Below are 19,087 nucleotides of genomic sequence, written 5' to 3' on the forward strand. Positions count from 1 at the left end.
GCAAAGGATGAAGATCGTGCAGAAGAACGGACAGGCCACCGCGAGGCCGACCTCGTAACAGAACGGTTGAGGGCTGATCGCCGATGCATTGGACCATATGACTCAAGGGGATGCTGGGGTCCCTGGGGTGGGGCGATCTTCTCAACAATAGGCACGGTCAGCTTCGGACTGATAACCCGGGTGAACGCGGAATACCATCCGGCCGCCCGGACTGCTGGGGCAAGGAGGTTCTGGCACAATCCTCAGCTTTTGAGGCTCATATCCGCCTACGCCATCGGCTACATCCACATGTCCGGAGTGGTGAGCGCCGCCCATATTGAGCCGGGTGTCTTGGACATTTTCCGTTTCGGGACGGATCTGTTCATGGTTCTGGCCGGTTTTCTTACCGCGCATGTGCTTGGGAACAATGGCAGGTCGGCCGGCGCCTATTTGCGAACGAGGCTCATTCGAATCGTGCCCTTGTATTGGGGCGTCACGATTCTCGCATTTCTTGTCGAGAACTACGCGATGAAAAGCCATCAGAGGACCTTGTCCGAGCTTTTCATGTCGCTCGCCTTCGTCCCCTTCGGACCCTACCCCATCTTGTATCCGACGTGGACCTTGCTGGTAATCGTCGAATTCAGCCTGATCATCGCAGCTTTCCAACTCGTCAGCGTGAAATATGGGATCCTCTATTCCGCCGCCTTCGCGGTTCTTCTTGCGGTCGCGGGCGAGACATCAGGCATTGAGAACCCCATTTTCGTATTTTACACCAATCCGATCCTGATCGATTTCGCTTTCGGCATCGTCATCTTCAAGCTTTCCAACTCCGGGCTGTTCCCTTTCAAACTGCCGTGGAGCGGGGCCGTTACCCTCGCGGCGGCGGCAGTCGCCTTCGGAGCCTTAGCAGCAGTCTTGCGTCCTTTCTGTTGGCCGGCGCTGCCCCGTCTCCTCGCGCTCGGCATGCCGATGTCGGTCCTGTTGCTGGGGGTTGTCGCTCTGGAGCAGCTCGGTGTCTTCAGCGACTCCAAGCTCTTGAACTTTCTCGCCAAATGCACTTATGCGATCTACTTGACCCACTGGTTCGTGGCTATCGTATCCGAGAAGCTCGTTGCCGAAAGCGGAGATTCGGCGCGGCTCGCCTCGGTGCTGTTGTTCGTGACGCCCATGGCCGTCACCTGCGTTTCGGTGCTGGTTTATCTTTTTGCTGAAGTGCCGCTGACCCGATATCTCTCCGGCCGCTTCACAGGCAGCTGAATGAGACGGAGAGGCTGGCGATGAGGTTGCACCTGCCCCTACGCCTTTGGTCGATTGTCATCCCCTAGCCTTTTAGACGGCATGACCTTCCAGCCGATTTGTTGGAGGATGGGCCTGGAAACCAAGTCTTTGTCCTCGATCGTGGCGTGGTGCCTGTGCTGGCCCACATCAGGTCGCTCCGATAACCGAGGCGACCAATCAGGTAAGGGGAGCCTGTGCTGATGCCCAGCATCAATGTAGTCATACCCTGCTACAACGCTGATCGGTTCCTCGCGCAATGTATACGCAGTGTGCTTTCGCAAGGCATCGACGATCTCCGGATTGTTGTTATCGATAACGCGTCAACAGACGACAGCGTGGAAGTGGCACGCCGACTTGCCGCCCAAGACAGCCGGGTTGAAGTCGTGTGCCACGCCAGGAATGTAGGGCCAATTGCGTCCTTCAACGAAGGCGTCGAGCTTGCGCGAGGAGACTACTTCATCCTTTTGTGCGCCGACGATCTCCTGACAGACGGCTCGCTCCAACGCGCCGTTGATGTCCTCGAAAGCAATCCTGGGGCTGCTTTCGCCATAGGGTCTGATCTCAGCATGATCGAGGGGAAGGATTTTGCCGAACCAAGTCAACCAGATGGATGGCGCGTAACGGCGGGTGCCCGGTTCATTGAAGACTGTTGTCGTCATCTGGGCCATCTGGGAGTGTCCCTGGCCTTGGGAGCGGTGCTGGTCAGGATGACTGCGCAAAAGGCGGTGGGTCACTACCGTGCGTCACTCGCGCACGCGCCCGATTTGGAGATGGTGCTTCGCCTCGCGCGGTTGGGTTCAATCGTGGAATTCGAGGGCGCGCTCGGTATCCGACGCGTGCATGCAGCACAAATAACGGTGGTCCACTTTTCGGACAAATTAACGCAATTGAAAGAACGAGAGGCGGTATTCGCCAGCTTCTTCTCGTGCGAAGGCGCTGCCATGCCGGCGGCATCGGGGCTTCGTCGCATGGCAATGCGCCGGGTTGCCGATGCCGCTTATTGGTCGGCAGTCTCTCATATTGTCCGAGGAAGGACCGCTTGTGGCGTCGAATTGCTTAGATATAGCTTTTCGCTGTCTCCGATATTGAGGCTGTTTCCGCCGCTGGGCCATCTTTATCGAACGAAGGGCGCCGTCAGACGGGCCTTGGCAGTGGTTTCCGGTCGGTCGGGCTCGTCCACCCGCCAAGTGGAGCATGCGGATACAGCATAGTGCTGATCAAATCCTGTCGAGTGCCACTTTAGAGAGGCGCCCGCCTCCCTACACCATTTGTGATGACAAGCTGCTATCAGCCACCTGGCCTGCCTTGCGGAGCCAAGACAGGAACGGGCCATAGCACACATCGCAGGAAAAGAGGCTGGCGAATACATGCGCGGTACCCTCGGATTTCTGACGCCGAAGTTCCGCATTGCTCAACAGCGCGATGACCGCCTGTGCAAAGTCTGCACCACCATTGGCCACGATCGCTCCCTCATCAAGTTGGTGGGGGTCACCTGCGTCCACACCTATCGAGGTCGTCACGAGGGGGCGGCCGTAAGACATGGCCTCGGCCACCTTTATCTTGACGCCGGCGCTGCCGGAAACGAGCGGGGCCACGACAAGCTGGGCGCGCCTATATTCGGGAGCGAGGTCCGGGAGCGCTCCCACACACTCCAGGCCGGCCGCCGGCGTAACCTCACATGTGAAGGCGGCGGTTCCGACGATGCGAACCCTTGCCGTGGGGCATGAGGTTCGAACAGTTGGCCAGACCTCCTTCAGGAACCACGACAGTGCGGCACGATTTGGCTCTGTGGCATTCCCGACGAAGAGAACGATGGGCTCATTGCTGTCGGGTTGCTTTTCGTGATTGTCGAAGCCCATGCCAAGAGAGATCACGCGTGTCACCCCGAGATGGTTGCGGGCGTAGGAGGCGTCATCCTTGCTGTTGAAACCGACACACTCTGCCGCCTTCAGCGAGTTTGACAATCTCTTTTCCTCAGTCCAATTCTTGTCCGGGCCGGGGGTTGCGCCGGCCTCCCAGCGCGCTGCCCCGTTGCGGTGCTGAAGATGGCCAACAAGTGAGAAAACCCTGTGACCGTTGCAGGAGAGGCAAGGAGCGAAATGCACGGCATCGTGGAACAGTATGACGGCGTCCGGCCGTCCAGCTTCGATACGGTCAAGCACCCACTGAGTCTCTCCCTTGGAAAAGTTCTGGTCCGTCATTGGGGAAACAGGTGCGGTCTTCCGTCCAAGGAACGATCCGGCCAGATGCCCGGACCGAAGCAACTCTGTGGATAGAAATGTTCTCTGGCCCAATCTGATACTTCGACGAACCTGCCACGAAGAAAACTGCTCTATTTCATATACACTCCTACAGACTGGACTCCTTCGGCCGCGCGCTATGTTGGATACATACCCGTGTACCTCGTGGCCGGACTTCAGGAGATATCGCCCGAACGCCTGGATATAGGCGCCGTCTCCGCCGAAGAACGCGTCGTACGGATAGCTATGGACGATTGCTATACTGGCCATTTGCCCTCCAAATAGCTTCTCTCTCGGGCCTTCGCCGGTCGAAGTCGCGGGCTGCGTCAAGCGCCGGCCCGCGCCTCGCCTCGAAAGCCCAGCAGCACATCCTGAAACAGCTTGAGCTGCCCCAAGACGAACAGCAAGACGAATGCATAGATACTGATCAGAACCAGCCCGCCAGCCGCGAGCCGCAGAAGCGAAGGAACCTCCGGGCCGAGATAGCGCTGCACTGCCAGCGCACCCACCGAGGCCACGATGCCGGCCATCCATGGCCTCATGATCGTCCGCAACAGATCCCCGACTGAAACCGGCGTTCCGTGCAGGCTCCACACCAGGTGTGGATAGAGCCAGAGCACCAGCGCCGTCGAGTAGCTCAGTGCAACGCCCTCGGGGCCGAAGGAGATTCCTGCGCAGTAGGAAGTGATGACGAGAGGGGCGATGGCGAAAGCCAGATACAGGCTGCGCTTCTGCTTGCCGGTCGAGATGAGCAGCCAATATGTAGGGTTGATGATCCCGAACACCAAGATGGTAGGCGTGAGCAGCCGGAAGATGGTCGCCGCCCCCGTCCATTGCGAGCCCAGCACCACGGTGATGATCTCATGTGCGAACAGGAACGAGAACATTGTGATGGGAACCGTCACCGCGATGACGATCGAATATCCCTTGAGGTAGAAGTTCCGCAACCGCGCGGGATCATGCTGCATTCGTGACAACGCCGAGAACAGTACCGCACCGACGGCGCTGTTGATGGTCGCCGTAGGGATGCCAATCAGCTGGAAGGCCCGGGTATACAATCCGAGCGACGCAGCGCCCCAGAGCCGCCCGAGAAGGATTTTCTCCACATTGTAGCCAATATAGACAACGAGGTTGTTCAGCGTGACGATTCCACCGAAATGCAAGAGCGAGCGAATATTGGCGCCGCGTCGAGGCCATCCAGGAATCCACCCGGTGGCGATCCAGCAGCCCAGGCTGTTGATTGCCGGCGAGATAAGTGTCGGGGCGATCAGTGCCCAGTAGCCGTAGCCACGCAACGCGAGCAGCACACCGGACAGGATGCCCACGCACAGGGCACCCGTTTCGATCGCGCTGAGTGTGACATAACGCAAGTCGCGCTCGATCAGAGCGGCATGTTGCACGCCGGCCGCGTTAAGCAGGAAAGCTGGAGCGACCGCGATGGCGATCCTGAGTAGACGCGGCTCATGGTAGAAGGCTGATATCGTGTAGGCACTCGCGGCGCAGAGCAGCGCGAGAAAGACCCCTACCAGTATGTTGATCCAGAACAGTGCCGAAACCTGGTCAAACGAAATCTCATGCTTTTGGATGGTAGCGGAGGAAAGCCCGGCGGTGGTGAAGACGTCGAAAATGCCTGTGAGTGCCACCACCATCGCGACCAGGCCGAAATCGTCAGGGCTGAGCAGGCGTGCCAGGATGGCAATATAGCCCACCCTGAGAATCAGGTTCACCCCCTGGCTCACCATCCTGGCGACGCCACTTTGAATGGCTTCCCTTTTAAGGTTGCGGGGTTCGCCTTTGGCACTGAGGGCCTTGTGGGTCATGTATCACTGGCTGCATACGCGCTTGTTTCCGTTTGAGCTGCCGTAGCATGCCCCATGTGAGCGATTGCCTCGCCAGGCACCCGTTCCAGCCAAATTTCTCGCCACCAGGGATAGACGGCTCTTGGGCACTGCATCCGGCAATCGCTATATCTCGAATTGCACCAGACTTTTTCCAGGATGACCGCCGGTCCCCTGAGCCGGTTGAGAAGTCCGGTCTTTTCATTGACAAACGCTGTTACTCGCGACCGGACCCTGAAAGTATGGTCGCAATAGGGGACCATCTCGGCGTCGAAATACAGGCCACGGTTCTTATTATCCGTGTCTAGGGTCTTGAGGATTTCTTCATAGGACTTAACCCTGATCAGCTCCCCCGGTTGGAGATCAAGCTTGATGGTTGGAACCGGCTGGCCGGCAGGTATCGATCCCCGATATCGTGGGAATGAAACGCCACCGTAAATGTGCTGCACCTTGTCATACAGCCAGCTGACAATCACGGAGAGCCTCCCGAGATGCAGACGGCCCATGTAGTGATAGATACTGAATACTGCTGCATAGATGAATCCGACCAGGAGACGCTTTTTGCTGGCATTTCCCGATGCATAGTCTTCCACATACTGCCGGGCATCCCACCAAGAAAGTGGGGTGGTCGCATCCAGAAGTTCTGTGGCTTGGCATGAGTATCTCGGACCACCTGAAAGTGGCTGGCTCTTGGCGCGCGTACCAGCCAGCACGTCGCTTTCCGTGCAACCTTTTCCATTCGCCGCGTTGGTTCGCGGCGCGATTGCCTCGTCCGAGGACGCCACAGGCCTGAGCCATGCCTCTTTCCAGAAGACCAGGCACGCTGCCTGACAACCTCCAAACGCGTTGCCGTCGCACCTCAGGTTTTCAAGATGGATGCCTCCGGATAACTTGCGTCCGCCAGCAAAATTGATCGTGTCACATGTCTTGTGCGCGCGCTTGTAAACACGAAAGCGGTGACCACAATATTGAAACATCTGTGGCATGAAAGGAAGCTCCTCAAGTCGACCATTTCTGTCGAGCGTAAGAAGGATTTCTTCCTTGGACCGAATCTCTACCCAGTCGCCGACCCTCAGTGACATGCAGCACTCCCGTCCACAGCGCGCTCCGCAACCAATGTCATTTGCCTAGTGCCGTACCATAGCATCCCTGGAATCCGACAGCCGTCCCCGAATTAGCGGTAGCTACCTTCCACTTTTGACGGAGTGGAGCCATGGCTGTCACATCACTACGATCCTTCTCTCGGACCCGAACGGTCTCCGAGGCATTTGGGCGGGCTGGTAAGGGTTAGGTGCGGTCGGGTGGAGGCCAGTCCAAATAGGCTGTGCCATGACCACCGTCTAAAGGGGTAACGAGAGCCCGCGCTCAACCGTATGGGCAAATTGCGCGAAGTGTGTGCAGTCCCCACTATCCCGGATCTCGAAATCGGGCAGGGAGGCTTGTTGCCGTGTCGTTTCGTCTCGCAATCGTTGCAGCCTGCCTGCTGGCAACAGCCGCGCCTGCATCAGCCGATTTCCTCTGGGGCATCAATGGCCATCCAATAGTCTCCTATCCGGGCATTCCGGTGGAAAGGCAACTCGACTTCATCAAGGATCTCGGCCTGAAATCGTACCGCGTCAACGTTTCAGGCGTGGACAACGCGGATATGCTCTCCAACCTCGTCGACGCCGGGAAGGCGAGAGGGATCGAGATCCTGCCCGTCATCACGCCTGCGGTCGCCGATCTGGACAAGGATAGTCCGGAAGAGCTCTACGCGAGCACCCGGAAACTGGCGGTCACCCTTGCTACCAGGTTCAAGAACGACATCCGTGTTTGGGAACTCGGCAACGAGATGGAAAACTATGCCATCATCAAGCCCTGTGAGAAACGCGACGATGGTTCGCAATATCCATGTGCATGGGGACCTGCGGGCGGAACAGGACCGCTCGATTACTACGGCCCGCGATGGGTAAAGGTGAGCGCTGTCTTGAAGGGCCTGTCCGACGGCATGACAGAGGTCGATCCGAGCATAAGGAAGGCGATGGGCACCGCCGGTTGGGGCCACACCGGAGCGTTCGTGCGGATGAAGCAGGACGGGATCGCCTGGGATATTTCTGTGTGGCACATGTACGGCGATGACCCGGAATGGGCGTTCCGTGAAATCTCGAGATACGGCAAGCCGATCTGGGTCACCGAATTCAACAATCCTTATGGAAGTCAGCGCAGCGAGCGCCAGCAGGCTGACGGCATCAAGCAGACGATGACGCGGCTTAGCGAACTCAAGGACAAATATAAGGTGGAGGCCGCGCACATCTACGAACTGCTCGATGAGGCCTACTGGGCCCCCGGCTTCGAAGCCAATATGGGATTGGTGAGGCTCGTGGCTCTCTCAGATGGCAAATGGCGGACCGGCGAGCCTAAGCCTGCCTACAAAACGGTACGGGACTTCACCCGCGGCCCCCTGCCGATACCCAAGCCCCATCGGGACTGCGACCCCGAGGCCGCGGCTGCGGACCAGTCCCTACCGGCGCGGCAGGCAAGTTTCGTCTACTGCCTCATTCTTGGCCGCAAGGGCGACACGGCCAGCGTCAATCAGTGGTCGGCGGCACTTGAAGACGGAGCGACCAAACTCCCCGACATGATCATGGAAATGATGCGCTCGCACGAATTCGAAACCAGATATGCCACGATCGGCCTGACAGACCGCGCCTATGTCGGGTTTCTATATCTGTTGCTTCTGAACCGGTCCGCGGACGGCAACGGGCTTGAAACCTATACCTATCAACTGCGTCAAGGCTCAATGACGCGTGAGGCCGTGGCCTTCGGAATCGCCACGTCGGCGGAGTTCAACACCGGACACGCCGCGATGCGCGAAACATCCGCGGTCGCGGGGCCTGGCTGAAATCGAACCAACAAGCGCTAATTGAGTCTCGGATCGGGAATGCTGATGACGAGGCCGATGGAAGCATCAGCGACGGTGATCAGAAGAAAATCCTCCGAAAGGATTAGGCTCGGACCACCCGAAAGGTGCACTGGCGGCAAAGGCTTCGTCCAACAGGGCATCCTGATCGCCTATTGGCGTTCTCCCTCACTGTTTTCAGCCCAAGTAGCCTTCTGGCGATCACTATCGGCTTGAGAGGTGCGCGATGAAAGTCATGGTAACCGGCCATCAAGGCTATATCGGCTCGGTGATGGTGCCGATGCTGTTGCGTGCAGGGCACTCAGTGACGGGCTATGACAGCGATCTCTACCGGCGCTGCACCTTTACAGCAGGGGGCCAGCGGGCTTCAATTGCTTCAATCCAAAAAGACGTCAGGGACGTAGATGCGCGCGACCTCGAAGGGGTCGATGCCGTCATCCACCTGGCGGCTCTTTCCAATGATCCGCTGTCCGACCTTGATCCGGACATCACTTACGAAATCAACCACAAGGGCAGCGTCCGCTTCGCGAAGGCGGCCAAGGACGCCGGCGTGTCGCGCTTCCTGTTCGCCTCATCATGCAGCAATTACGGACAGGCCGGCGACGGGATGGTGGACGAAACGGGCGAACTGAAGCCGGTCACGCCCTACGGCTGGTCCAAGGTGCTTTCGGAACGGGACATTTCTGAACTGGCCGACAGCAGCTTCTCTCCCACCTATTTCCGTCCCGCCACGGCCTATGGCCTCTCTCCCCGGCTCCGCTTCGACATCGTGCTGAACAATCTCGTGGCCTGGGCGGTCACCAAGGGCGTCATCCTGCTGAAATCCGATGGAACGCCGTGGCGGCCGATCGTCCATATCGAGGACATTTCCAGGGCGTTCATTGCCGGGCTGGAAGCGCCCCGCGAGACCATTCACAACGAGGCCTTCAATGTGGGGCAGACGGACCACAACTACAGGATCCGCGACATCGCCGAGATTGTCGCCGAGGTCGTGCCGGGCTGCCGGCTTGAGTTCGCGTCCGATGCCGGACCCGACAAGCGCTCCTATCGCGTTAACTTCGACAAGATCGCGCTTGCCCTTCCTGCCTTCAAGCCGCAATGGGATGCGCGCAAAGGGGCCGAGCAGCTCTATCATGCCTACCGAAAGTCGAATGTCACTCTCGACGAATTCGAGGGGCCGCGCTTCCAGCGTATCGGCCACATCCGGTATCTTTTGGCCAACGGACTTCTGGACGGTCGGATGCGGGTGGCCGAAGCCTCGAAAAGACTGGAGGTAGCGGCGGGATAAGCGGTGTGGAACAGGTGAATCCCGGCGGACTCGGCTCGCCGCCAGCGTCCGTCAGCCTCGGCCATGAAATCTATGCCTTGGCCGAACGTCTGTTTCCGATCTGCAGGAGCATCACCGGAGATGGTGTGCGACAAACGCTGGACGTCTTGTCGGGGCACATCGATTTGGAACGGCATGAAGTGCCGACCGGGACGCAGGTTTTCGATTGGACCATTCCCAAGGAATGGAACATCCGCTCGGCAAGCATCACAGGCCCGGACGGACAAACGGTCGTGGATTTCGCTGACTCCAACCTGCACATCGTCAACTACAGCTTACCCTTCAAGGGGATACTGCCGCTCGAAGAATTGAGGCCGCATATCCATACGCTGCCGGAACAACCGAAGGTGATTCCCTACCGCACTTCCTATTACACCCCGACATGGGGCTTCTGCGCAGCCCATGACCGTGTGGCCAACATGCCCGACGGTCTCTATCGGGTGGAGATCGATGCCGAATTCAAAGACGGCAGCCTCGCCTACGGAGAATACCTGCACCGCGGGCAAACAGAACGGGAATTCCTGCTTTCGGCGCACATTTGCCATCCCTCACTCGCCAACGACAACTGTTCGGGCCTGGCCCTGCTGGCAGCGCTCGCAAGAAGCCTGAAGGCAAGGGAAACACGATACAGCTATCGCTTCCTGTTCGCCCCGGGCACCATCGGCGCGCTCGCGTGGCTGTCGCGCAACGAGGACCGGACATGTCTCATCGACCATGGTCTGGTGCTGTCATGCGTTGGTGACGCAGGAAGCCCGGCATACAAGCGCAGCCGCCGCGGTGACGCGCTCGTCGATCGCGCCATGGCACACGTGCTCGGGCGTCTAGCTGGGGCAAAGATGCTGGATTTCTCCCCTTACGGTTATGACGAGAGGCAATATTGCTCGCCGGGCTTCGATCTTCCGGTCGGCATGTTCCAGCGGAGCGTCCACGGCACATTCCCCGAATACCACACGTCGGCCGACAATCTTGACTTCATCAGGCCGGAGCATCTCGAGGATTCCTTCCGCATCCTGACGGACGTAATCGACATCATCGAAGAGGACTGGACGCCGTTGAACCTCTTGCCTAAAGGCGAACCGCAACTCGGCAAGCGCGGCCTCTATGCAGCCCTGGGAGGGCAGAAGTCGTCGGGCGCAACGTCGATGTCGCTGCTTTGGGTGCTAAACCTTGCCGACGGGCAGCATTCGCTTCTGAGCATGGCGGAGCGTTCGAACCTGCCGTTCAAGGAACTCGCCGCCGCCGCCAGACTGTTATCGGAACATGGTCTTTTGGCAGCAGCCTCATGAGGCCGACGCGCCGGTTCGCCGTCTGACAAGGGGCCAGGACTTGTCCCTTTCCGACATTGCTGTCGGCATCAATGGCCAACGGATCGAAAAGGCCGGGTCATTGTAGAGGACGCCCGTCGACGCGTGGGGCGCATAGAACTGCGATATGAGATAAGAGACCTCGGTGCCGTCCGTAAGGGTCTGCAGGCCGTGCGCGAATCCGGCGGGGATATAGACCTGCTTCATGTTCTCGGATGTCAGCTCGAAGCCAAGCCACTTGTAGCGTGTCGGTGAATTCGGGCGCAGGTCCACGACGACATCAAAAATAGCGCCGCGGACACAGGAGACCAGCTTGACCTCGGCGTAAGGCTCCTCTTGGTAGTGTAGCCCCCTGAGAGTTCCCTTTTGGACCGAACAGGACCGGCTGTGCTGGACAAATCGGGTCGCCAGACCGCAATCCGCCATCTCCTTTTCGCAGAAAAGACGGGTGAAAAAACCACGGTCGTCAACCATCAGTGTAGGCTCGATCAGCCAGACACCTTGAAGCTCCGTTTCGGTAAACAGCATGCACTTGGATCCCCCGTGCCGAGCAAGACCGGCGCGGCAATTGTCAGCGTCGCCAGCCGACGCTGGAAGGGCTACCTAAGCCTTAGGTGGCCTCTTCGATAGGGGTATATCCGGATGACGGCTTTACCCGTTCGGCGGGCCTCGCGCCGGCATTGCCGCCGCCCGCTCGCTATTAGGATTAAGGCACCCGACGGATTGGCAAATCGAACCAGGGGGGGCTGTATCCTAACCTGTGGCCATCTGCCTGCGGAGGCGCGGCAGGCATCGGTTCTGCGTAGCGCGCCGCGTCTCCGTTTTCAAACCAGCAGACAGGAGCAGGGGGAATGAACATTCAGGCAGTCGAAATCGTCCGCGATCATAGTGCGGCAAGCCGGAATGTCGGCTGCAGGCTCTGCGGGTCGCGCCTGCGCCACACCCTGGTCGATCTTGGCATGTCGCCGCCGTGCGAGAGGTTCCTGCAGCCCGACCAGCTCGACCAGATGGAACCTTACTACCCGCTCAACGTGCTTGTCTGCGACACGTGCTATCTGGTGCAGCTCAAGGAGTATATGAGCCCAGAGACCATCTTCAGCGAATACGCCTACTTCTCTTCGTTCTCGACCAGCTGGGTGGCTCATTCGAAACTTTATTGCGAGACGATCACAGGACGCCTTGGGCTTGGCCCTGACAGCCTTGCGGTGGAACTCGCAAGTAATGACGGTTACTTGCTGCAGCATTTTCTGCCACTCGGCGTTCCTGTGTTGGGCGTCGAGCCGGCAGCCAATGTCGCGCGCGCCGCGATCGAGAAGGGGGTGGCCACCTGGGTCGACTTCTTCGGCGTCCGGCTGGCAAATCAAATGGTGGGCGAAGGACTTCGCGCGGACCTCATCATTGGCAACAACGTCCTGGCGCAGGTGCCAGACCTCAATGACTTCGTCGCCGGGGTGGCGATCCTGCTCAAACCGGAGGGCATGGTCACTCTCGAATTCCCACACATCGAGCGGCTGATGGCGGAGAACCAGTTCGACACCATCTACCACGAGCATTTTTCGTATTTCTCACTGTTGACGGTCGACCTGATGGCGGCCCGTCACGGGCTGCGGCTGATCGATGTCGAGGAACTTCCCACCCACGGTGGGTCGCTGCGGGTCTATCTCTGCCACGAAGGCAGTGCCTGGCCGAGGAAGGACAGCATCGCCCAATTGCTCGAGCGCGAAACCAGGCATGGGCTTGGAGAGATGTCGACCTACGCCTCTTTCGGCTACAAGGCGCAGCGCGCGAAGCGTGATCTCTTGGCATTCCTGATTTCGGCCAAGGAAGAGGGCAAGACGATTTGCGGTTACGGCGCGCCTGGCAAGGGAAACACGCTGCTGAACTACTGCGCCATCGGCACCGACTTCCTGGATTTCACAGTGGACCGCAACCCGTACAAGCACGGGCGTTATACACCTGGAATGCACATCCCGATCAAGCCCGTCGACGCAATCGACGAGGCTAAGCCAGACTACATCCTCATCCTTCCGTGGAATCTGAAGGACGAGATCATTCAGCAGATGCGCCATGTCGCCGCTTGGAACGCGAAATTCGTAGTGCCGATTCCTTTCGTGACCGTAATCGATCCGTCGGAGTACGAGAAATGAAAGTCATTCTTTTCTGTGGCGGTCGCGGGACCCGCATTCGCGACTATTCCGAAAGCATCCCAAAGCCGATGATACCGCTCGGCCACCAGCCGATCCTGCGCCATGTCATGCAATGGTATAGTGACTATGGGCATGACGAGTTCGTGTTGTGTCTGGGCTACAAGGCCAACGTGATCAAAGACTTTTTCTTGAACACCCGGCCGCAAACGTTTTCCGATTGCGTGGTTACGCGAGGAGGCCAGGACGTCAAGCTCCTCGGCGACACAATCAAGGACTGGAGCATCACTCTGCTCGATACCGGTATTTGGCGCAGCATTGGAGAGCGCCTGTGGGCTGCGCAGGATCACGTCAGGAACGAGAAGATGTTCCTGGCCAACTATTCCGACGGCCTGACCGATGTCGACTTGGACGACATGATCGGAAAATTCGAGGCCAGCGGCAAGATCGGGTGCTTTCTGGCAGTGCACGCGCCGCTGACTTACCATTTGGCCGACATCGCGGAAGATGGCCGCGTGCGCGAGTTTCGTGCGGCCGAGACATCGGAGATCTGGATCAATGGCGGCTACTTTATATTCCGTCCGGAAATTTTCAACTACATGCGCGACGGCGAGGAACTCGTTGTCGAGCCGTTCAAGCGTCTGATCGATGACAACATGCTGATGGCGTACAAGCACGAGGGTTTCTGGCGTTCAATGGACACGCTGCGCGATTGGCAATCCCTCGAAGACATGGTCGAAAAGGGCGACATGCCCTGGAGTATGATAGCCACCGCCGAGAAGAATAGGCGTAGTATGGGGTTGGCCGCATCATGAAGGGGCTTGGTCTCGCGCGTGGCGGCGAGGAACTCTCGATTCTGTGCGTCGGGGCCCATTCCGACGACATTGAGATCGGCGCGGGAGGCACAATCCTCAGTCTGATCGCGTCGGAGGTCAAACTTCACGTCTACTGGTGCGTCTTAAGCGCCGGCGGCCAGCGGTCGGCCGAAGCCAGGGCTTCGGCCGAAGCCTTCCTCGAAGGATCCCATTCGTCCACGATCGACGTTGCGGATTTTGAAGACGGCTATTTCCCAGTTCACAGCCGATCGATAAAGCATTGGCTGATGGACGTAAGATCAAGGGTTCATCCCGACGTGATATTAACCCATGCCAGGTTCGACGCCCATCAGGACCATAGGGAGGTCAACCAACTGACCTGGAACGTTTTCCGCGATCACCTTGTGCTCGAATACGAGATTCCGAAATGGGACGGCGATCTTTGCCAACCCAATGCGTATGTGCCGATTGCAGCCCACGTGCTGGAACGCAAGATCCAACTCCTTCACGAGCACTTCGGGACACAGCGCTCAAAGGACTGGTTCGATCGGGAGACATTCGCCGGGCTTGCGCGGTTGCGTGGAATGGAATGCCGGGCACCCGAGCACTTTGCGGAGGCCTTCACGCTTAGGAAGGTCAAAATATTGTAGCGATAGCCCTCCGGGGTCGCTGTCGCAAGGATTGGTCCCCCAGGACGGCACGACCAGTTCCACGAGAGAGCAGCAACCTGGTCCTCGCCATTGACGAAGTGTCACTTCCGGCTGGTTGCTGGACAGTGAGGCAGGCGTGCTTTGGACGCCTCGCAATGGTTAGTCTTTAGGAACAGGACATATGGGAGCTGGCTATATGCGGGGCGCCCACCACGGGTGTCCAGCGGGACGGAGGTCCCTCAATTGTGCAGCAATCATCCCCCAGATCAGACGCTACGCGAGAGCAAAACGGTCCGCACGATTTAACCAAAGTTAGCGTCTCATTTGCTTCGTCACTCCACAGCCAGAGATCCTTCAGCGAAGAGATCGTTGACCTTGTAAGCGACTTCCGTCCGGTTGGTCGCCTTAAGCTTTTTCATGATGTTGCGGATGTGCACCTTCACGGTGCTTTCTCTCAGGTTCAGCTCATAGGCGATGATCTTGTTCGCCTTGCCGCGTCGGAGCGCCTGGGCGACCTCAGCCTGTCTGAGCGTGAACATGCCTGTCAAAGGTGTTTCAAGGCTGCCTGAATCTATCAGGTGCCGCATGGACAGGACACTACTTGCAGGAACGAAAATGCCTCCTGCCACCGCAAGATTGATCGCCTCGACACAGACGTCGATCCCGACAGAGGTCGGAATGTAGCCACGTGCGCCACATTCGAGAGCCGCCAGTATCTGTGCAAGGTCTTCTGTGTCGGCCAAGATCACCACAGGCACCGACCTGAACTCGGACGAAATGCGCCTGATCTGATCCGCTATGCCATGGTCGGTGACTTTCCGGCCGCCCAGGTTGAAAAGAATGGCTGCAAGGATCATCCCCTCTTTCACGCGCCATTCGTCTATCGAACCCTTGGCCTCGACGGCCATGCCGAGTTCGTGGTCTTCCAAGGCCGATGCCAGACATTCGCGATCTAGCGCCCTTCCGTCCAAGATGAGGAGGCATTCTCTGCCTACTTGTTCATGGACCGTTGCTTTTCCGCCGGACGGAATTCCTGCCGGCTCTACCGAAGTGTATTTATGCAGTTCTACTGTGGAACTCATACTCTTACCCACCCTTTTCCCAACAAAATCCGCCCTAAGGCGGCAATTAGCCCCTCACTCGTCAGTTTCTTCAGAAAGTATAGTAATGCCCACCCGTTCTGAGAGCCTGGCTGGAATTGTCCAACCTGGTGCACCCGCTGTTCCTCATTCCCAGCCAGAACAGCGTGAGTAGCTTATGGGCTATTCACAAGCGGGCGCTAACATAAGTTAATTTTCGGTAAATTTTTGAGCCACGAAATCCCGACGCCTACCGGGAAACGCGAAGCCAGGGCGGCCGCGCCGCGCTTGTGCCGACACAGATACGCGTTGCGAAGGCTCGGGCTGAGGTGGCCACCTGAGGACCATCCTCCGTCAGCAAACACATATCCAGAACGGATCCGGCATTCTGGATCTCGGCTTCCAGCGCGTCGATCAGTCTTTCGACGGCTTTGCTGGCAATATGGCTGTCAGGGTACTTGGCTTTCACAGTGGCGCACTCGTAGATTTCCTTGAATTGCCTGACCCTGCTTGGGTCCGAACATGCGATATACATCGCGGGTGTCATATCGCCTCTCCTCCTTATGGTGGATTCTAGACAACCCGCCCGTTGCCAGCCTTCGGTCCATCACGCGCATTTCTTAGTGCCGACATAGATGCGGCCATTCAGCCCAGGATCGCATTTTGCGCCGGCCACTGCCTTCACCATCAAGGGCAAGGGCGATGGAGACGAGCGCGTCCGCTACCTCCCTTCGCGGGTGAAGGCTACCCCCTTTGACTCTCTTGCGGGGGATACTCACCTGCCGAAAGATTGGCCATCGGACAGCTTGCTGTATCCGCTCACCGGGAACTCGATCGGCATGCAGGTGTCTTTGCCGGGACTGCTAGTATGCGCGGCTATTTTGCTTGTTGCGTACTATTCAAGGGGAATGCTGATCATAGGCTTGATCGCTTCCCAGGCTTTCGGTGCGACGGCCGTGATGACCCTGAGCTTTCTGGGTGGCTCATCCCCCTTGATCTACACCTTATTCGCGGGCCTGCTCGTCACGGCCGTCGCCGCGAGACGGCGTATCTGGTTTGATCTTGGATTCGTGTTCGGAAGCATCGGGTCGATCTGGGTCCTTACAAGCCTTATGCTTTACGCAATCATCGGATCATGGCTGTTTCCGAGGTTCTTTGCGGGACAGACGACCGTATTCGTGCAGTCCAAGAACCGTGGAACAGTCGTAGAAGATTCATTGGCGCCCGTTTCAGCCAACATTTCGCAGACGGGCTACTTTATTCTTGGTGGCCTCGCCGCGATAGCACTTTGCGCCCTGCTGCTGCACTCCAACCGGATCGATCAAATCAGGCGCGGCTTCTTTTTGTGGTGCGGCCTGCACGCGGGAATGGGGCTGATCGATTTCATTGGCAAGACCGCGGGGGCGGGAGACTTTCTGGCCCCGATCAGAACCGCCAACTACGCGATTATATCGAACGCGGTCGAGGCAGGCTTTGTGCGGATCACCGGGCCTTTTTCGGAGGCCTCTTCGTTCGCCAGCGTTTCTCTCGCCTGCCTGGCATTCTGCTACAGCTACTGGAGAAAGACCAAATCACCGCTTGCGAAATGGCTGGCCGGAATCCTGCTCTTCTTGTCCATTCTGTCGACTTCATCGACGGCTTACGTCGGGCTGACACTGCTATGCATCCCCGTTGCGTTGTCCATGCTACAGTCGGTCATCAGGGGAAAAGTTGCGCGCGAAGAGATACTGATAATAGCTCTCATGGTGGTGGGCGGGACCGCCGTACTGGGCATTAGTCTTTACAAAGCCGAGGCGTTGGACCCGTTCGTCAGACTGATCAACAGCACCATCATTAACAAAGCGGATTCCGGGTCAGGCCATGAGCGCACTTATTGGAATGTAAAGAGCCTGCAGTCGTTTCTCGATACGAGCGGACTGGGCGTTGGTTTCGGCAGTTCAAGGGCATCGAGTTGGCCGATCGCTGTCCTGTCGCAGTTGGGTCTGTTTGGATCGCTGATGATAGTGGCCCTGCTCTATGTCGTGACCAGAGGCCTGGGCGCGGTTCGGGAACGGGTGGATGCAGAGACAGATGCAATCGTGACGAGCGTCAGGAATGCTGCCCTTGCAAGCATAATTGCAATGTCGGTGTCGGGTGGCAGCGCTGATCCAGGCATCCTCTTCTTCATCGCACTTGCAGTTGTTTGCGCCACGAGAGCCCGTGCTCGGCGCGGCGTAGCCGCCTTGGAACGAAGCGTTCCGGCGCCGGGCCACGCCACCGTCAACGTCCTGTAATCCAGTTCCGCCGAATTGGCTTCGCGGTGGCAAAGGTTCCTGGCGATGTGCCAGGCCCCCGTCCTGTGCAATATCGGCAGCGAAGTCGAATAAGGGACGGTCGTCGCGATCGAGCGTGCGACAGTACCGCGGCGGTCGCTTGCGAACGAGTAGAAGGGCTGCCGGCAATGTGCATTCGAAGCTTGCGTGGCTGTATCGAGGAGGTGCAGCAGCATCGTGCGGCCTTCTCCGCTTACGTGGTCTCGGGGTATAAAAGTGATCAGAAGCCGCTGCCGTAAGTCAAGTGCGGCCAGGACAGCTGCACAAAGCTTGCTGCATCCCGACGGAGCCAACTAGGTCCAGGGCTATCGGGAATTTGTCAAAAGACTTTTATGCTGCAATCGATATTTGCTTCCATAACGGGCCGACGACTTTCGTCAGAAACAGTCACCGAAAGGTTGCTTTGTAACCCGCCCTGAACTTCGTCCTGTGCCATGGCGACCAGCATTTTAACCGCATCTACCCGGGCCTCGAGCGCACCAACGTAGTGGGTGCCCTCTGTATCGGGAGAATGGGATTTGCCGTCCCGGATATCAAAAAAAAACAGCGGCATTTTTGCGCCCGTGCTTAAAGCTGTGCGTTCGTCAGAGCAGAAGACTTGCTTCTTGCTCACGGCTGCTTAAGGCATTCCCCTGGGGGATTCTAGCAACCGCAGATGGTCAATGGGACGCGGCTGTGGAGAACTCGAATGGCGGCGATCACAAAATATTACAAGGTTTATTAACGTCAGGAAACGCTCCTTATGGGTGGTCCTGGAGGTCGCAATCCAGCCTACGTTGGAACGCGGCACGGTCGTCGATCAGATCGCGGCATCACGACATTCAGCGGTATTCGGATCTTTGCGGGCATCAGGGCTTGCAGGGCACCGCGGAAATAGCCCGACAACGATGCTCGCCGGCTTTCCATGTCGTGAAAGGGATCAACCAAACTGATAGATAGGCCGGAAGAACGGTTCCGGTAAGCTACCGCCTCGACAACCGCATTTGTGTCGTTCGGAGTGTCCTGTCTTGTCGCTGAATTTCGTTGACGAAGCCCGGCCCAACACGTTCGAGTTTGAAACCTCGGCGCTGATAAAGGCGTCCGGGTTTAGGGAATATGATGCGCGCTGGTGGTTTGGCCAGGTCGCGCCCGAACTTAACCTGATCGGCGTCCAGGCGCTCGGAATGGGGCTTGGCACGCTGATCCGCCGTGTCGGTGCCGGTCCCGATATCGTCACCGGGCA

16 protein-coding genes and 1 pseudogene are annotated in these 19,087 nt (G+C 58.2%); 10 read left to right on the forward strand and 7 right to left on the reverse strand.

Annotated features, from left to right (window positions below):
• Positions 1 to 180: 180 nt before the first annotated feature.
• Both AC0L2D_RS30700 and AC0L2D_RS30705 read left to right on the forward strand, forming a co-directional pair.
• Positions 181 to 1,236, forward strand: coding sequence for an acyltransferase family protein (locus AC0L2D_RS30700; RefSeq protein ID WP_164752850.1), 1,056 nt, complete (start codon positions 181 to 183; stop codon positions 1,234 to 1,236).
• Positions 1,237 to 1,457: 221 nt separating this feature from the next.
• The gene (locus AC0L2D_RS30705) at positions 1,458 to 2,468 is read left to right on the forward strand and encodes a glycosyltransferase family 2 protein (protein ID WP_024505411.1); all 1,011 of its coding nucleotides are present in this window, start codon (positions 1,458 to 1,460) and stop codon (positions 2,466 to 2,468) included.
• A 48-nt stretch (positions 2,469 to 2,516) separates the two neighbouring features.
• On the opposite strand, the gene AC0L2D_RS30710 is transcribed toward AC0L2D_RS30705, so the two are convergent.
• The 3 genes from AC0L2D_RS30710 to AC0L2D_RS30720 all read right to left on the reverse strand — a co-directional run bounded on the left by AC0L2D_RS30710 (position 2,517) and on the right by AC0L2D_RS30720 (position 6,417).
• A complete protein-coding gene (locus AC0L2D_RS30710) occupies positions 2,517 to 3,419 on the reverse strand; it encodes a glycosyltransferase (RefSeq protein ID WP_164752851.1) in 903 nt (300 codons plus the stop codon).
• A 404-nt stretch (positions 3,420 to 3,823) separates the two neighbouring features.
• A complete protein-coding gene (locus AC0L2D_RS30715) occupies positions 3,824 to 5,317 on the reverse strand; it encodes a lipopolysaccharide biosynthesis protein (protein ID WP_473543914.1) in 1,494 nt (497 codons plus the stop codon).
• Positions 5,314 to 6,417 (reverse strand): hypothetical protein, encoded by a 1,104-nt coding sequence (locus AC0L2D_RS30720; protein ID WP_024505408.1) that lies wholly within the window; start codon positions 6,415 to 6,417, stop codon positions 5,314 to 5,316. The genes AC0L2D_RS30715 and AC0L2D_RS30720 overlap by 4 nt, the downstream gene beginning before the upstream one ends.
• A gap of 365 nt (positions 6,418 to 6,782) precedes the next feature.
• Between AC0L2D_RS30720 and AC0L2D_RS30725 the strand changes: the two genes are divergently transcribed.
• The 3 genes from AC0L2D_RS30725 to AC0L2D_RS30735 all read left to right on the forward strand — a co-directional run bounded on the left by AC0L2D_RS30725 (position 6,783) and on the right by AC0L2D_RS30735 (position 10,847).
• Positions 6,783 to 8,216, forward strand: coding sequence for a DUF4214 domain-containing protein (locus AC0L2D_RS30725; protein ID WP_024505407.1), 1,434 nt, complete (start codon positions 6,783 to 6,785; stop codon positions 8,214 to 8,216).
• A gap of 244 nt (positions 8,217 to 8,460) precedes the next feature.
• Entirely contained in the window at positions 8,461 to 9,522 is a 1,062-nt protein-coding gene (locus AC0L2D_RS30730; RefSeq protein ID WP_024505406.1) for an NAD-dependent epimerase/dehydratase family protein, read from the forward strand.
• Between the two features lie 5 nt (positions 9,523 to 9,527).
• Entirely contained in the window at positions 9,528 to 10,847 is a 1,320-nt protein-coding gene (locus tag AC0L2D_RS30735; protein WP_024505405.1) for a DUF4910 domain-containing protein, read from the forward strand.
• Here the strand turns inward: AC0L2D_RS30735 and rfbC are convergent.
• On the reverse strand, positions 10,842 to 11,393 hold the full coding sequence (gene rfbC, locus AC0L2D_RS30740) for a dTDP-4-dehydrorhamnose 3,5-epimerase (RefSeq protein WP_024505404.1): 552 nt from the start codon (positions 11,391 to 11,393) through the stop codon (positions 10,842 to 10,844). The two genes, AC0L2D_RS30735 and rfbC, sit on opposite strands and share 6 nt — an antisense overlap.
• A 323-nt stretch (positions 11,394 to 11,716) precedes the next feature.
• Here rfbC and AC0L2D_RS30745 point away from each other — a divergent pair, with 323 nt between their 5' ends.
• Genes AC0L2D_RS30745 through AC0L2D_RS30755 form a run of 3 tightly spaced genes read left to right on the forward strand, consistent with a single transcriptional unit; the run spans position 11,717 to position 14,474 of the window.
• Complete coding sequence (locus tag AC0L2D_RS30745) at positions 11,717 to 13,012, forward strand: class I SAM-dependent methyltransferase (protein WP_027163612.1); 1,296 nt, start codon at positions 11,717 to 11,719, stop codon at positions 13,010 to 13,012.
• The gene (locus AC0L2D_RS30750) at positions 13,009 to 13,824 is read left to right on the forward strand and encodes a sugar phosphate nucleotidyltransferase (RefSeq protein WP_027163611.1); all 816 of its coding nucleotides are present in this window, start codon (positions 13,009 to 13,011) and stop codon (positions 13,822 to 13,824) included. The genes AC0L2D_RS30745 and AC0L2D_RS30750 overlap by 4 nt, the downstream gene beginning before the upstream one ends.
• A complete protein-coding gene (locus tag AC0L2D_RS30755) occupies positions 13,821 to 14,474 on the forward strand; it encodes a PIG-L deacetylase family protein (RefSeq protein ID WP_024505401.1) in 654 nt (217 codons plus the stop codon). Before AC0L2D_RS30750 ends, AC0L2D_RS30755 begins: the two co-directional genes overlap by 4 nt.
• 332 nt (positions 14,475 to 14,806) lie before the next feature.
• Here AC0L2D_RS30755 and AC0L2D_RS30760 read toward each other — a convergent pair whose 3' ends face one another.
• Positions 14,807 to 15,556 carry a response regulator transcription factor gene (locus tag AC0L2D_RS30760; RefSeq protein ID WP_024505400.1) on the reverse strand — a complete coding sequence of 250 codons (750 nt, stop codon included), beginning with the start codon at positions 15,554 to 15,556 and terminating at the stop codon, positions 14,807 to 14,809.
• 247 nt (positions 15,557 to 15,803) lie between these two features.
• The gene (locus AC0L2D_RS30765) at positions 15,804 to 16,100 is read right to left on the reverse strand and encodes a hypothetical protein (protein WP_024505399.1); all 297 of its coding nucleotides are present in this window, start codon (positions 16,098 to 16,100) and stop codon (positions 15,804 to 15,806) included.
• Between the two features lie 292 nt (positions 16,101 to 16,392).
• On the opposite strand from AC0L2D_RS30765, the gene AC0L2D_RS30770 reads away from it, so the two are divergent.
• Entirely contained in the window at positions 16,393 to 17,826 is a 1,434-nt protein-coding gene (locus AC0L2D_RS30770; RefSeq protein ID WP_024505398.1) for a hypothetical protein, read from the forward strand.
• 358 nt (positions 17,827 to 18,184) lie between these two features.
• Here the strand turns inward: AC0L2D_RS30770 and AC0L2D_RS30775 are convergent, their stop codons facing one another.
• Positions 18,185 to 18,478, reverse strand: coding sequence for a DUF6894 family protein (locus AC0L2D_RS30775; RefSeq protein ID WP_127218776.1), 294 nt, complete (start codon positions 18,476 to 18,478; stop codon positions 18,185 to 18,187).
• 394 nt (positions 18,479 to 18,872) lie between these two features.
• Between AC0L2D_RS30775 and AC0L2D_RS30780 the strand changes: the two are divergent.
• Positions 18,873 to 19,087: pseudogene (locus AC0L2D_RS30780) on the forward strand (phosphomannomutase/phosphoglucomutase); the annotation flags it as partial.

The sequence above is a fragment of the Mesorhizobium sp. WSM4833 genome (genome assembly GCF_055811095.1).